Source organism: Methylobacterium sp. 10 (genome assembly GCF_000519085.1).
GTDB lineage: Bacteria > Pseudomonadota > Alphaproteobacteria > Rhizobiales > Beijerinckiaceae > Methylobacterium.
In genome coordinates, this window is sequence record NZ_KI912577.1 from 2296578 (window position 1) to 2310771 (window position 14194).

The 14194-nt window shown below is 63.8% G+C and carries 10 protein-coding genes; 4 read left to right on the forward strand and 6 right to left on the reverse strand.

Annotated features, from left to right (window positions below):
- Positions 1–3: 3 nt before the first annotated feature.
- Complete coding sequence (gene egtD, locus K368_RS0110555; RefSeq protein ID WP_027172383.1) at positions 4–975, reverse strand: L-histidine N(alpha)-methyltransferase; 972 nt, start codon at positions 973–975, stop codon at positions 4–6.
- Between the two features lie 59 nt (positions 976–1034).
- Positions 1035–2309 (reverse strand): ergothioneine biosynthesis protein EgtB, encoded by a 1275-nt coding sequence (egtB, locus tag K368_RS0110560; RefSeq protein ID WP_027172384.1) that lies wholly within the window; start codon positions 2307–2309, stop codon positions 1035–1037.
- Between the two features lie 195 nt (positions 2310–2504).
- Between egtB and murI the strand changes: the two genes are divergently transcribed.
- Together murI and rpsD are read left to right on the forward strand one after the other, a co-directional pair.
- Positions 2505–3383, forward strand: a complete 879-nt coding sequence (gene murI / locus K368_RS0110565; protein WP_027172385.1) for a glutamate racemase — start codon at positions 2505–2507, stop codon at positions 3381–3383.
- Positions 3384–3587: 204 nt separating this feature from the next.
- A complete protein-coding gene (gene rpsD / locus K368_RS0110570) occupies positions 3588–4205 on the forward strand; it encodes a 30S ribosomal protein S4 (RefSeq protein WP_027172386.1) in 618 nt (205 codons plus the stop codon).
- A 270-nt stretch (positions 4206–4475) separates the two neighbouring features.
- Here the strand turns inward: rpsD and gltA are convergent, their stop codons facing one another.
- Positions 4476–5765, reverse strand: coding sequence for a citrate synthase (gene gltA / locus K368_RS0110575; protein ID WP_027172387.1), 1290 nt, complete (start codon positions 5763–5765; stop codon positions 4476–4478).
- A 229-nt stretch (positions 5766–5994) separates the two neighbouring features.
- Positions 5995–7422, reverse strand: coding sequence for a glutamate--tRNA ligase (gltX, locus tag K368_RS0110580; protein WP_027172388.1), 1428 nt, complete (start codon positions 7420–7422; stop codon positions 5995–5997).
- Between the two features lie 177 nt (positions 7423–7599).
- On the opposite strand from gltX, the gene K368_RS0110585 reads away from it, so the two are divergent.
- Positions 7600–9861 (forward strand): ComEC/Rec2 family competence protein, encoded by a 2262-nt coding sequence (locus K368_RS0110585; protein ID WP_027172389.1) that lies wholly within the window; start codon positions 7600–7602, stop codon positions 9859–9861.
- Here K368_RS0110585 and lexA read toward each other — a convergent pair.
- Positions 9855–10592 carry a transcriptional repressor LexA gene (gene lexA / locus K368_RS0110590; RefSeq protein ID WP_027172390.1) on the reverse strand — a complete coding sequence of 246 codons (738 nt, stop codon included), beginning with the start codon at positions 10590–10592 and terminating at the stop codon, positions 9855–9857. The two genes, K368_RS0110585 and lexA, sit on opposite strands and share 7 nt — an antisense overlap.
- 306 nt (positions 10593–10898) lie before the next feature.
- The gene (locus K368_RS0110595; RefSeq protein WP_027172391.1) at positions 10899–11591 is read right to left on the reverse strand and encodes a GntR family transcriptional regulator; all 693 of its coding nucleotides are present in this window, start codon (positions 11589–11591) and stop codon (positions 10899–10901) included.
- 779 nt (positions 11592–12370) lie between these two features.
- Here K368_RS0110595 and oxc point away from each other — a divergent pair.
- Entirely contained in the window at positions 12371–14107 is a 1737-nt protein-coding gene (gene oxc, locus K368_RS0110600) for an oxalyl-CoA decarboxylase (RefSeq protein ID WP_027172392.1), read from the forward strand.
- Positions 14108–14194: the final 87 nt, after the last annotated feature.

The following is a 14194-nucleotide window of genomic DNA, read 5'->3' on the forward strand; positions in this document are numbered from 1 at the left end:
TCCTTATCGGGTCAGGGCGTGGACCGAGAACAGACGCTCGGCATCGGTCCAGCTCTTTGCGACCTTCCACCCCGCCTGCGTAGCGAGGTCGCGGAAGCCGTCGATCGTGTACTTGTAGCTGTTCTCGGTGTGGATCGTCTCTCCCTTCGAGAAGCTGAAGCGGCGGTCGGCGAACGACACGTCCTGGGTGCGCAAGCTCACGAGGTGCATCTCGATCCGCGATGCCTCCGAGGCGAAGTAGGCCCGGTGGGCGAAGGATGATCGATCGAAATCGGCACCGAGTTCGCGATTAATCCGATCGAGCAGGTTGAGGTTGAACCCCGCCGTTACGCCGGCCGCATCGTCATAGGCCGCATCAAGCACGGCCTTGTCCTTCACGAGATCGACGCCGACAATCAGGGATGCCCCCCGCCCGAGAACCCGTCCGAAATGGGCGAGAAGATGGGCGGCCTGAGGCGGCTCGAAATTGCCGATGGTCGAGCCTGGAAAGAACCCCGCTACGGCGCCATCGGATAGCCCGTCGGGAAGGGTGAAGGGCCGGGTGAAATCTGCTGCAACCGGCTGGATCGACAGATGGGGGAAGTCCCGCGACAGGGTTTCGGCCTCGCTCCGCAGGAAACTCTCCGACACGTCCACGGGCACGTAAGCGGCAAGATCGGTGAGATGGACGAGAAGCCGCCGGACCTTCACCGTCGAGCCGCTACCGAATTCCACGAGGTTCGCGCGCGGGGGAAGAAGCGATGCGATGTCCGGTCCGGAGGCATCGAGGATGCTGATCTCCGTCCTAGTCGGATAATACTCCGGCTGTTGGGTAATCGCCTCGAACAGGTCCGAGCCGATCTCGTCGTAGAAATACTTGGCTGGAATGAACTTCTGCGCCGCCGAGAGTCCCACAACGATGTCGTCGAGGAACTGCTGCTCCGGAGTGACGGAGGAGACGGGGGTGGCGTCCGTGAAGACGGGGTTGATGGTCACGGGCAAGTCTCCAAGGGACGCCGAAGGACGTAAGGTTTCGCGGGAGGGGGAAACGACGCTCAGTCGCGATAGTTCGACAGCCGAAGCCCCGTGAACTGCCAGCGCTGATGCGGATAGAAGAAGTTTCGGTAGCCGATCCGGGCATGTCCTTTGGAGGTCGCCACGGAGGAGCCGCGCAGGACGAACTGGTTCGACATGAACTTGCCGTTGTATTCGCCGAGCGCGCCGGGGACCGGCCGGTAGCCTGGGTAGGATAAGTAGGCCGAGCGGGTCCATTGCCAGACGAGGCCAAAGGCATCGTCGAGAAGCCCTTCTCGAGCGGCAGTTTCCCACTCGAACTCGGTTGGCAGATCACGCCCCGCCCATCGGGCATAGGCGTCCGCCTCGAAATAGCTCACATGGGTGACAGGCAGGGCCGGGTCGATGCATGTCTGTCCCGCAAGGGTCATGCTCGACCATTGCCCGACTTCATTGCGCTGCCAGTAGCCGGGGGCCTCCCAGCCCTCCGCCTGTACTGCAAGCCAGCCATCCGAGAGCCAAAGTTCGGGGCGCGCGTAACCGCCATCCTCGATGAAGTCGAGCCATTGCGCGTTGGTGACAAGGCCCTTGTCGATCCGACAGGGCAAGATCAGCGTCTCATGGCGGGGGGATTCGTTGTCGAACGAGAAGCCGTCGCCCGCATGCCCGATCTTCGCGACCCACCCCTGCAGTTCGGCGGTTCCCCCCCTCGATGCCGGTCGGGGAAAGCGCCATTCGGCATCGTAGACTGGGCTCAGGGGGTTTTGCGCGAAGGCGTGGAGGATGTCGGTCAGCAGCAATTCCTGGTGCTGCTGCTCATGATAGAGGCCGATTTCGAGGATCGGCAGTACCGTGTCGAGGGTCGAGTCGGCGGCATCCGACAGGAGGCGCTCTATCGCCCGGTCCACATGAGCCCGGTAGCCGGCGACCTCGTCGGCGGTCGGCCGTGTGATGAGACCGCGCATGATTCTCGGCTGCCGGGGGCCAGCGGCGACGTAATAGGAGTTGAAGAGGTAATGCAGCCGCTCGTCGTAGATCCGGTAGCTGGGCACGTGATCGCGCAGGAGGAATTGCTCGAAAAACCACGTCGTATGTGCCCGGTGCCATTTCGTCGGACTGGCATCCGCCATGGATTGGATCTGCTGGTCCTCTGGCGATAGTGGCGCGGCGCGGCGCTCAGTCTCGTCGCGCACGGCGCGGAAGGCCTTGATCCAGGCCGCACGATCCACCGGCCTTGCGGAGACGTTCGGTGGTGGGAAGGCCACGCTGTCGGTCTGGTGGTGCGAGGTCTCGCGCATTGCTGCCGTCGCTGCCATATTGATCACTCCACTCACATCCACGATGCGGAAATATGGCTCCGCTGTCATTCGGCAACAGCCGCTCGCCTGCGCCCTTCGACGCGGTGCGCCTGTGCGAAGAATGCCGGGCCTTTTTCATGCCTCAGTGACACGGCCTTAACCCTGCTGGCCCGACACTCCTCCATCCACGCACAGTGTCCAGGCAAGGCTCGTATGCGGATCGATCTGATGGCAGGAGTGATGACAGCGGCACTGGCGGCCGAAATCCGGCCGACCCCGACCATTCTCGTCTTCGATTCCGGGCTTGGGGGCCTCACCGTTTTGGAACAGGTGAGGCGTGCCCGGCCTGATGCGCGGTACGTCTATGCCGCCGACGACGCCGCCTTTCCCTATGGACGTCTGTCGGAATCCATCCTCGTCGCCCGCGTCTTGGCGGTGATGGAAAGGCTTCTCCTGCGCCACGCCCCCGATCTCGTCGTCATTGCCTGCAATACGGCGTCGACCCTGGTCCTGCCCGCGCTTCGAGCGCGCTTCTCGACACCCTTCGTCGGCGTCGTGCCGCCGATCAAGCCGGCGGCGGAGGCGACACGCTCGCGCTGGATCAGCCTTCTGGCGACCCCGGGCACCGTGGCGCGTCCGTACACCCACGACCTGATCGAGACCTATGCCAGCGATTGCACTGTGACCCTCGTCGGATCGCCGAACCTAGCGGCCTATGCCGAAGCCGAACTCGCCGGCCATCCGGTCGACGACGCGTTGCTCGCCGCCGAGATCGCGCCCTGCTTCGTCGGGGGGGAGGATGGGCGGCGCACGGATGTGGTCTGCCTCGCTTGTACCCATTACCCTCTGCTGCTCGCACGCTTCCAGCGCATTGCCCCCTGGGAGCTAAGCTGGATCGATCCCGCCCCCGCCATCGCCCGGCGGGTGACGCAGCTTCTCGGTCCATCTCGGCGTAAGCCAATGGACGACATCCCTGCGGGACTAACGGCCTTTACAAGCGGTGCCGGCATCACGGCCTCCCTGCGTCGCTCTCTCGATGCCAGAGGGGTCGGCGACGTCGCCGTGGAGATGATGCCGCTCACCCTGCAATAGATGCGTTGCCGCCTCGGCATTGACCCGAGAGCGTCTCTCGCCTATGCAGCGCTCAGTTACGGGGCTCCGAGAGGGGCCCCGCAGCTTTTTCAAGCGCACCCGTGAGCGGCAATGTTCGCTCTGTCGTTCCGCTTCGGCCCTTGGCCGCTTCGGAAAGAGGAGGGCGCGTTCCTCGACCAATCTCACTCGCTGAGAGGAACCGCGATGTCAAAACGTATTCAGGCGAAGCACAAGCTCGATCGCCGTATGGGCCAGAACATCTGGGGCCGCCCGAAGAGCCCCGTCAATCGCCGCGAGTACGGCCCCGGCCAGCACGGCCAGCGCCGCAAGGGCAAGATGTCCGACTTCGGCACGCAGCTGCGCGCCAAGCAGAAGCTCAAGGGCTACTACGCCAACATCACCGAGAAGCAGTTCCGCCGTTACTACGCCGAAGCGATCCGCCTGCGCGGCGATTCGAGCGAGAACCTGATCGGCCTGCTGGAGCGTCGCCTCGACGCGGTCGTGTACCGCGCCAAGTTCGTGCCGACCCCGTTCGCCGCCCGCCAGTTCGTGAACCACGGCCACGTCAAGGTGAACGGTCGCCGCGTGAACATCGCCAGCTTCCTCGTGAAGCCGGGCGACGTGATCGAGGTGAAGGATGCCTCGAAGCAGCTCGAGATCGTCGTCGTCGCCTCGCAGCTCGCCGAGCGTGATGTGCCCGACTACATCGAGGTGGATCACGCCAAGATGACCGCTCGCGTCACTCGCGTGCCGAGCCTCAGCGAAGTTCCCTACCCGGTCCAGATGGAACCGAACCTCGTGATCGAGTTCTATTCGCGCTGATCCCACCGGATCATCGCCGAGACGAGAAAGGCCGCCCGAGAGGGCGGCCTTTTTGTTTGGCACCTGTTGGACGGCGCGGACCGCGTCATGCTCTGGAGCCGCGCTGTCTCAGCGATCCGGGGCGCAGAGAGGGGGACAAGAACAGCGAGGTAGCCTCTCTCGAAGCCACCCCGCCTTGGTCCTTTTTCAATCGAGAGACGACGAATACACTCCCTATCGCTCGTTCCCGCGAGTCGAGATGAGGCGCGGCAGGGAACACGAACCGGCGCGTCAGCCGCGCTGGCCGATGGGCACGTATTCGCGCTTGTCCGGGCCGATATAGAGCTGGCGCGGGCGGCCGATCTTCTGCGAGGGATCCTCGATCATCTCCGCCCACTGCGCGATCCAGCCGGTGGTGCGGGCGAGCGCGAAGAGTACCGTGAACATCGAGGTCGGGAATCCCATCGCCTTGAGGGTGATGCCGGAATAGAAATCAATGTTCGGGTAAAGTTTCTTCTCGATGAAGTACTCGTCTTTGAGAGCGATCTGCTCGAGCTGCACGGCGACTTCGAGGAGCGGATCATCCTTGATGCCGAGCTGACTAAGAACCTCATGCGTCGTCTTCTGCATGATGCGCGCGCGCGGATCGTAGTTCTTGTAGACGCGATGACCGAAGCCCATCAGACGGAACGGGTCGTTCTTGTCCTTCGCTTTGGCGACGTATTTCGCCACGTTGTCGGGCGTGCCGATCTCTTCCAGCATCTTGAGCGCCGCCTCGTTGGCGCCGCCATGCGCGGGCCCCCACAGGCATGCGATGCCGGCGGCGATACAAGCGAATGGGTTGGCGCCCGACGAGCCGGCAAGACGCACGGTGGAGGTCGAGGCGTTCTGCTCGTGATCGGCATGGAGGATGAAGATCCGGTCCAGCGCGCGCGCGTAGATCGGATTGACGACGAACTCCTCGCACGGAACCGCGAAACACATCCGCAGGAAGTTCGAGGTATAATCGAGGTCGTTCTTCGGGTAGACGAAGGGCTGACCGATGGAATACTTGTAAGCCATTGCGGCGAGCGTCGGCATCTTGGCGATCATACGCAAGCTGGCGATCATGCGCTGCTTATCGTCCGAGATGTCGGTCGAGTCGTGGTAGAACGCCGACAGTGCTCCGACGCAGGCGACCATGATCGCCATCGGGTGGGCGTCGCGGCGGAACCCCTGGAAGAAGCGGTTCATCTGGTCGTGCACCATGGTGTGGCGAGTGACCCGGTAGTCGAAATCCGCCTTCTGAGCGGGCGTCGGCAACTCGCCGAACAGCATCAGGTAGCACGTCTCGAGGAAGTCGCCCTGCTCGGCGATCTGCTCGATCGGATAGCCGCGATACAGGAGGACGCCGGCGTCGCCGTCGATATAGGTGATCTTCGATTCGCAGGACGCGGTCGAGGTGAACCCCGGATCGAACGTGAACATGCCGGTCTTGGCGTGGAGCTTGCCGATGTCGATGACGTCGGGTCCGATCGTACCGGTCTTGATCGGAAGATCGACTTGGTTGTCGCCCACGGAGATCGTGCTGGTGGCGCTCATGGAGACGTGGACCCTTTCTTGGCAGAAGGCAGACCTTGGCAGAGGGTAGCGCCGGCCCGCGTGGCGACATCCACCACTCCGGCCCGGAGCGCACGAACAGACTTATGCTGCAGGTGCTCACACACCTATGGGGTTAGCGGATCGGCAGACCGCCTACAACCGATCCCCCTCGCCACTCCGCCGCTCAAGCGAAAACCGGGCCGATCTGTCACCCGTCGAGCGTCGGAGATCAGGTCGAGGATGCCTGATCTCCGAGGCGCCCCAGACACTCCTCGCGTCCGAGCACGGCCATGACGTCGAAGACCGGCGGAGAGGTCGCGCGCCCGGTGAGCGCAGCCCGCAAGGGCTGGGCGATCAGGCCGAGTTTGAGCGCGTTTTCCTCGGCGAAGCGGCGCACCGCACCCTCCGTGCTGGCTGCATCCCATTCCGGCAAGTCGGCGAGGGCCGGCAGGATCGCTGCGAGACGCTGCCGGGCCTCCTCGCTCAGGAGCGTCTTCGCCTTGTCGTCGAGGCCGAGGGGGCGCGAGGCGGTGAGGTAATAGGCGCTGTCGAGGAGGTCCACGAGGGTCTTGGCACGCTCCTTAAGACCGGGCATCGCCGCGTCAAGCTTGGCGCGAAGTTCGGGCGACAAGGCGGTGGGCAATCCGCGATCGGGAGCGTGGACCGGAAGGATCGTCTCGATGGCATCGATCAGCACGGCATCGTCCGCCCCGCGAATGTAGAGCCCGTTGAGATTCTCGAGCTTCGCGAAATCGAATCGGGCAGCGGAGCGACCGATCGACTTCAGGTCGAAGGCGGCGATCATTTCCTTCGTCGAGAACACCTCCTGGTCGCCATGGCTCCAGCCGAGGCGGACGAGGTAGTTGCGCAAGGCCGCGGGCAGGTAGCCAAGGTCGCGATAGGCGTCGACGCCGAGCGCACCGTGACGCTTCGACAGCTTGGCGCCGTCCGCCCCGTGGATCAGCGGGATATGCGCCATGATCGGCGCGGACCAGCCGAGCGCGTCGTAGATCTGTCCCTGCCGGGCGGCGTTCGTAAGGTGGTCGTCGCCGCGAATCACATGGGTTACGCCCATATCGTGATCGTCGACGACGACGGCGAGCATGTAAGTCGGGTTGCCGTCGGAGCGGAGCAGGACGAGGTCGTCCAGGTCCTTGTTGGCCCAGGTCACGCGACCCTGGACCTGATCCTCCACCACCGTCTCGCCGTCGGATGGAGCACGCAGGCGAATAACCGGCTTGACCCCGGCCGGCGCCTCGGAGGGATCGCGGTCGCGCCAGCGACCATCGTAACGCATGGGGCGTCCTTCGGCGCGGGCGGCCTCGCGCATGGCGGTGAGCTCGTCCGGCGTCGCATAGCAATGATAGGCGTTGCCCGAGGCGAGCAGGCTTTCCGCGACCTGGCGGTGCCGGTCCGCGCGGGCGAACTGGTAGACCACGTCCCCATCCCAATCGAGGCCGAGCCAGCGCAGCCCCTCGAGAATCGCGTCGATGGCGCCCTGGGTGGAGCGCTCCCGGTCGGTATCCTCGATCCTCAGCAGCATGCGACCGCCGAAATGGCGGGCATAGAGCCAGTTGAAGAGCGCCGTGCGCGCTCCCCCGATATGCAGGTACCCCGTGGGGGAGGGGGCAAAACGCGTAACGACGGGTGACGACATCGGGCGGCTAAACTTGTGCGTGAAGGTGGGAGGGCGGATCGACCGGCCCGGATCGGCGCATGTAGCATGCGTTTGCGGTGGCGTTAAGAAAACGTGGCGCCGAGTCGCGACGTGGAGACAGTGCCGCGCGCGGGCTCTCTCGAATAGGGTGAGCCTTGAGGGGGGAAGCAGCGGGAGATGGCGCAGGCCAGCGCGCGAGGATCGGGCGCGACGATCGCGGGTTCGGCCCGTCTGCGAGCCTCGTCGGCTCTGATCGAAGCGGTCAAGCGGTGGGGCGTCGGGGGGCTCGCTCAGGAATACGATCAGCGCCGGCTGTTTCCGTGGCTCGCCGTCGCGTTCGGCTTCGGCATCCTCGTCTGTTTCACCACCACGAACGGAGAGCCGTCGCTGGCGGCACCGCTCCTCGTGGCGCTCGCGCTCTCCGCCGCTGTGCCGTTCCTCGGCGCGAGGCCCGTCGCCCTTGCTCTGGTTCTCGGGCTCACCGCGTCCTTCCTCGGCTTCTCGGTCGCCGTGTTGCGCCTGCGGATCGTGGCGGCTCCCGTCCTGGCGCGGACGACCATCGCGCCGCTCACTGGCCTCGTGGAGGCCCTCGACGAACGAGAAATCGGGGCCCGCCTGATCGTCCTCGTGGAGAGTTTCGGCACCCTGACGCCGGATCGTCGGCCGACGCGGGTTCGCGTGTCTTACAAGAAGGCGCTCACCCTGAAGCCGGGTGATTTCATTTCGGCGACGGCGCGGCTCCTGCCCCCGCCGGAGGCGGCCCGGCCTGGCGGATACGATTTCGCGCGCGATGCTTACTTTCGCGGGATCGGCGCCGTTGGCTCCCTCGTGGGCAAGATCGAGGTGAAGCCTCCGCCCAGATCCTTGCCATGGCAGGTGGCGCTCGCCGCTTCGGTGGACGATGCGCGTAATGCGCTGACCCGGCGGATCACCGACGCCAATGGCGGGCAGGCCGGCGCGGTGGCGGCGGCCCTGGTGACAGGCAAGCGCGGCCTCATCAATGCCGAGACCAACGATGTCCTGCGTGCGGCGGGGATCTACCACGTGGTCTCGATTTCCGGGCTCCACATGGTGCTTGCCGCCGGAGTGGTGTTTTGGCTCGTCCGCGCGCTCCTCGCCCTCGTCCCGGGCCTCGCCCTGATCTGGCCGGTCAAGAAGATCGCTGCCGGTTTCGCCATGGTCGGCGTCACCGCCTATTGCACCTTCTCGGGCTGGGACATCGCCGCCGAGCGGTCGCTCATCATGACCCTGGTGATGCTGGGCGCGATCCTCGTGGATCGGCCGGCCCTAAGCATGCGCAACCTCGCTCTCGCCGCGCTGATCGCCCTGGCGCGCGAGCCCGATGGACTTCTCGGCCCAAGCTTCCAGATGTCCTTCGGCGCGGTGGCCGGCCTCATCGCCTGTGCCGGCGCGCTCAATCGCTGGATGCCGCCATGCGAAGGTGCAAGCCTCGTGGCCCGTGCATGGCGGTTCCTTGCGGTCGCGATCATTGGCACCCTGGCGACGACCATGATCGCCCAGATCGCCACCGCTCCCTTCGCGACCTACCATTTCCAGACAGTCCAGCCCTTCGGCATCGTTGGCAACGCCCTCACCTTGCCCTTGGTATCTCTGGCGGTGATGCCCGCGGCAGTGCTTGGAATCCTCGCCTATCCCTTTGCCCTCGATCAGCCGGTCTGGTGGGCGATGGGGCTCGCGGTACGGGGGATGCTCACGATCTCCGGGTGGATCAGCGGATTCGGCCACGCCACCCTCGTCGTGCCGGCCTATGGTAGCACGGCGCTTTGCCTGCTCGCTTTCGCCCTGCTGCTGCTAACGCTCCCCGTCTCGGGTTTGCGCTGGATCGGCCTCGCTCCGGCCGCCTTCGGCATCGCCCTCGCCGCCACGCCGCAACGCTACGACCTATATGTCGATCGTGAGGGTGGGGGTGCCGCCCTGCGCGACCCTGACGGCCGGCTGGCCATCCTCGGAAACCCGCCAGCCTTCGTCCTCGAACAATGGCTCAAGGCGGACGGCGATTCTCGGAAGGCCGGTGCCGTACCCGCCTCCACGAAAGGCCGCTGCGATGCGGTTGGCTGCACCGGAGGGACGGAGACGGGGCGCATCGTGGCGCTCGTCAAGGACAAGCGGGCCTTTGTGGAGGATTGTGACAGGGCAAGCATCGTCATAGCCCGCCATAATGCCCCCAAAGGATGCCGCGCCAGCCTGATCATCGACCGGGCCTTCCTGGCTGCTCGGGGGGCAACAGCCGTCCGTTTCGGCCCAGACGGCCCGATCGCAACATCGGCCCGCGAGCCGAACGTCCGACCTCCGTGGCGGCGAGCCGTCGCCGACATTGCGTTCCCCCCTTCGACTAAAGAAGAGATCGCGAAACCAACCGATACGGAGATCGACGACGGGGACGCATTGCCGGAGACGCCCTCGAACCAGCCTCAGTAACGGCGAACCAGACTGACGAGACGCCCCTGGATCTGCACGCGGTCGGGACCGAGTACCCTCGTCTCATAGGCGGGGTTGGCCGCCTCAAGGGCGATGGACGAACCGCGACGACGCAAGCGTTTTAGGGTGGCTTCCTCATCGTCGATGAGGGCGACGATGATGTCTCCTGTATTCGCGGTGTTCTGCTTCTTGATCACCACCAGATCGCCGTCGAGAATACCCGCATCGATCATCGAATCACCGCGCACCTCAAGAGCATAATGCTCCCCTCCCGACAGAAAGTCGGGAGACATCATGACCGAATGACTTTGATTCTGGATCGCCGAGATCGGCGTACCGGCCGCGATCCGGCCCATCACCGGAATGGTGATGGCCCGTCCGCTCTCGTCCTGGGCCTGGGTCGTGGGCTGGCGTAGGGCTGGCGTCGCCTTGGATCGTCCGCCCTCGACGATGCTGGGCGTGAAGCGGCGGACTTCGCCGGCAGGAGCTGGTTTCGGCACGGGAGCGCCGGTCAGGCTGTCGGGCATCCGGATCACTTCGATCGCCCTGGCCCGGTTCGGCAGGCGCCGCAGGAACCCACGCTCCTCCAGCGCCGTGATCAGCCGGTGGATACCCGACTTCGATTTGAGATCGAGCGCGTCCTTCATCTCGTCGAACGACGGCGGGACGCCGCTCTCCTGCATCCGTTGCTGAATGAATTGGAGAAGATCCAGCTGCTTACGCGTCAACATACAGATCACTCTTCCACTGAAGCCAATGGCCGCGACTAACGCCGCTGAAACAAAACACGAACACGATAGACGTTCCGCAAGTGTTCTGCAAGGGTTCCGTTAACGCGATGGTAGAGTTTGTTCCCGGACTGATACGCGCCGCCGTTCAGGTATCGCTACCTGGTTGCTGGTTCGCGCCGGGTCAGACCATTCCATCCTTTCGATAATCCGCCTGACGCCGATCTCCGCATTTTGACCGGGCCAGACGTCGCTTCTCGTTGACCGGCCTCGGCGGTCGTCGTGAGGGAAGGTTGGCTTTAAAGCCGGTCAGTCGAGATAGTCGCCGTATTTCTCCACATGGCTGGCGAGACCGAGTCCGTGCTCACGCACGAGGCGTTCGGCCAAGTCCGCGTCGCGCGCCTCCAGCGCCTTGATGATCGCCACATGCTCCTTGATCGAGTTGGCGGCGCGATCGCCCTGGCGCATGGCCGTGTTACGGATACCTCTGACGTGCATAAGGAGATTGCTGGTGATGTCCTTGATCACGTCGCATTGGCCCAGCGAAATGATCTTCTGGTGGAAGCGGATGTTGGCTTCCGAATACTCGTCGAGATGATCCGACGGACGACCCTCGTAGAATTCCGGGAAATGCTCGCGCAGGCAGTGTAGCTGCTCGTCCGTGGCTCGCTCGCAGGCGAGGCGCGCGGCCATGCTCTCTAGGGCCGACCAGGCCTGGATCATACTGACGATCTCCTTCTTCGACTTCTTGATGACGAAGACGCCGCGCCGGGCTTCGAACCGTACGAAACCTTCCTGCTCCAGTACAGTCAGCGCTTCGCGTACCGGCGTGCGGCTGACACCCAGATTCAGAGAGAGCTTCCGCTCATCGAGCCGAACCTCCTCGCGCTGGTTATAGATATTCATATTGGTAATTGCTTCTTTGAGCGCGTCGTAGGCCAATGCACGCAAGCTAGAAGTCGCAACGATGGGCTTTACTTGAAACGTATCGGTTTTGACCATTTTCAACACCTGGAATGATTTCAACTCGCACACATGGTCGAGCACACTTGGTGTGAAGCATGCCAAACCCGCGTTAGGAATACAAGGAACGCTTCGGGCGAACGAAATCCCTCAACACAAGATTAGCGTCGATGGTTGCGATCGCAGTCTAAGGATAAATCGTTTCCGTCGCCGGTGCCGTAGCGGTATGGCCCTCGCCATTTTCCCGTGCGTTTGGGTTCCACGCATTCCCTAACGCCCAACCGATCCGGCAGGATCCTGCAAATCAGTTTGACAGTTGGTATTTGGTATGCCACCAATCGTGAGGGATTTGCGGTATCCGAAGAGCGAACGGATCTAGAATGAGCGTGTGTGAGGTCGGTGGGGAGGCTTCTGCAACCTGACGGTGGTGCCGGACCGTATAGCGACCGAGACGGTGCGCATTATAAGTCATCAATTTACAGAATGTTGCAACGGAGGAATGCCTTGGCGAATCTCAAGTTGAACGTGATTCTTTTCTTGACGAGGTCATAATTTTTTCGATCCGACTTGAGAAAAATACAGGCTCGCCGAGACGACCGTCCTTGGACGTTAACTGCGTCCATACTTGCAACGTTCGGCACGCCTGGTCTGCGGGGCCAACCAGAGTTTGCCGCGAGATCGAATCGCCGGATGCGCGGGGCTTATCGTCCTCGGCCGAGTCCCTCGGCACCTCGCGATAGGGACGTCACGTCATCGATCCGCCTGCCTAGCGGGTCGTCAATCAGAACAAAACATCAAACAAACAGGGAGAGAACACGATGTCCGCTTTGGCCCAGAGAATTGATGTCGACGTTGCGGCGGAGCCTGAGCTCACCGATGGCTTTCATCTCGTCATTGATGCGCTGAAGCTGAACGACATCCACACGATCTACGGCGTGCCCGGTATTCCGATCACCGATCTGGGCCGCCTTGCCCAAGCCGCGGGCATGCGCGTCATCTCCTTCCGCCATGAGCAGCATGCTGGCAACGCCGCCGCCATCGCGGGCTTCCTGACTAAGAAGCCCGGCATCTGCCTCACGGTCTCGGCTCCCGGCTTTCTCAATGGCCTGACGGCGCTCGCCAACGCCACCACCAATTGCTTTCCGATGATCCTCATCTCCGGCTCGTCCGAGCGCGAGATCGTCGATCTGCAACAGGGCGATTACGAGGAGATGGACCAGCTCGCCATCGCCAAGCCCCTGTGCAAGGCCGCCTTCCGCGTGCTCCATGCCGCCGATATCGGCATCGCCGTCGCCCGTGCCATCCGCGCCGCGGTGTCCGGCCGGCCGGGCGGCGTCTATCTCGACTTGCCCGCCAAGCTCTTCTCCCAGGTGATGGAGGCCGAGGCCGGCGCGAAGTCGCTGGTCAAGGTCATCGACGCCGCCCCGGCCCAGCTACCGGCCCCCTCGGCCATCAAGCGCGCGCTCGATGTCCTGAAGAGCGCGAAGCGCCCACTCATCGTTCTCGGCAAGGGCGCGGCCTATGCGCAGGCCGACGACGAGGTCCGCGCGCTGGTGGAGACCAGTGGCATTCCCTACGTGCCCATGAGCATGGCCAAGGGCCTCCTGCCCGACACCCATCCGCAATCGGCCGGTGCCGCCCGCTCCCTGGTGCTCAAGGAGGCCGATGTCGTCCTTCTGGTCGGCGCGCGCCTGAACTGGCTGCTCTCGCACGGCAAGGGGAAGACCTGGGGCGCTCCTGGCTCGAAGAAGTTCATCCAGATCGACATCGAGCCGAAAGAGATGGATTCCAACGTCGAGATCGTGGCCCCCATCGTCGGCGATATCGGATCCTGCGTCGCCGCGCTCCTCGACGGCATGAAGAGCGGCTGGGACGTTCCGCCCGCCGCTTGGACGGATGCCATCTCCGCCAAGAAGGAGGAGAACCTTGGTAAGATGGCATCGAAGCTGCGCAAGAATTCGACGCCGATGGACTTCCACGGGGCGCTGGGCGCTCTGAAGACCATCATCGCCGAGCGTCCGGACGCCATTCTCGTCAACGAGGGCGCCAACACCCTCGATCTGGCGCGTGGCATCATCGACATGTACCAGCCTCGCAAGCGCCTAGATGTTGGTACCTGGGGCATCATGGGCATCGGCATGGGCTTTGCCATCGCCGCCGCCGTGGAAACGGGCAAGCCCGTCCTCGCCGTTGAGGGCGACAGTGCCTTCGGCTTCTCCGGCATGGAGGTGGAGACCATCTGCCGCTACAACCTGCCGGTCTGCATCGTCGTGTTCAACAACAACGGCATCTACCGTGGCACCGATACGGACCCGACCGGACGTGACCCCGGTACGACCGTCTTCGTCCGGGATTCCCGTTACGACAAAATGATGGAAGCCTTCGGCGGCGTGGGCGTTAACGCGACGACACCGGACGAGCTTTCCCTGGCCGTCAACGCAGCCATGGATTCGGGTCGCCCGACGCTCATCAACGCGGTCATCGACCCCCAGGCCGGCACCGAGAGCGGCAATATCGGCAGCCTCAACCCGCAGAGCGTGGTGAAGAAGAAGTAGGTCCCTCGGCCCACCCCACCGCTTCCGCGCAAGAGACGCGGGAGCGGTCGGCGCCCATCTTCGCCGAACGCCCTGGAATGCGGAAGA

Excerpts from the sequence above, each read along its gene's own strand:
- egtB (WP_027172384.1), bottom strand. The coding sequence starts at position 2,309 with ATGGCAGCGACGGCAGCAATGCGCGAGACCTCGCACCACCAGACCGAC.
- murI (WP_027172385.1), top strand. The coding sequence starts at position 2,505 with ATGCGGATCGATCTGATGGCAGGAGTGATGACAGCGGCACTGGCGGCC.
- gltA (WP_027172387.1), bottom strand. The coding sequence starts at position 5,765 with ATGAGCGCCACCAGCACGATCTCCGTGGGCGACAACCAAGTCGATCTT.
- gltX (WP_027172388.1), bottom strand. The coding sequence starts at position 7,422 with ATGTCGTCACCCGTCGTTACGCGTTTTGCCCCCTCCCCCACGGGGTAC.
- lexA (WP_027172390.1), bottom strand. The coding sequence starts at position 10,592 with ATGTTGACGCGTAAGCAGCTGGATCTTCTCCAATTCATTCAGCAACGG.
- oxc (WP_027172392.1), top strand. The coding sequence starts at position 12,371 with ATGTCCGCTTTGGCCCAGAGAATTGATGTCGACGTTGCGGCGGAGCCT.
- K368_RS0110595 (WP_027172391.1), bottom strand. The coding sequence starts at position 11,591 with ATGGTCAAAACCGATACGTTTCAAGTAAAGCCCATCGTTGCGACTTCT.
- K368_RS0110585 (WP_027172389.1), top strand. The coding sequence starts at position 7,600 with ATGGCGCAGGCCAGCGCGCGAGGATCGGGCGCGACGATCGCGGGTTCG.
- rpsD (WP_027172386.1), top strand. The coding sequence starts at position 3,588 with ATGTCAAAACGTATTCAGGCGAAGCACAAGCTCGATCGCCGTATGGGC.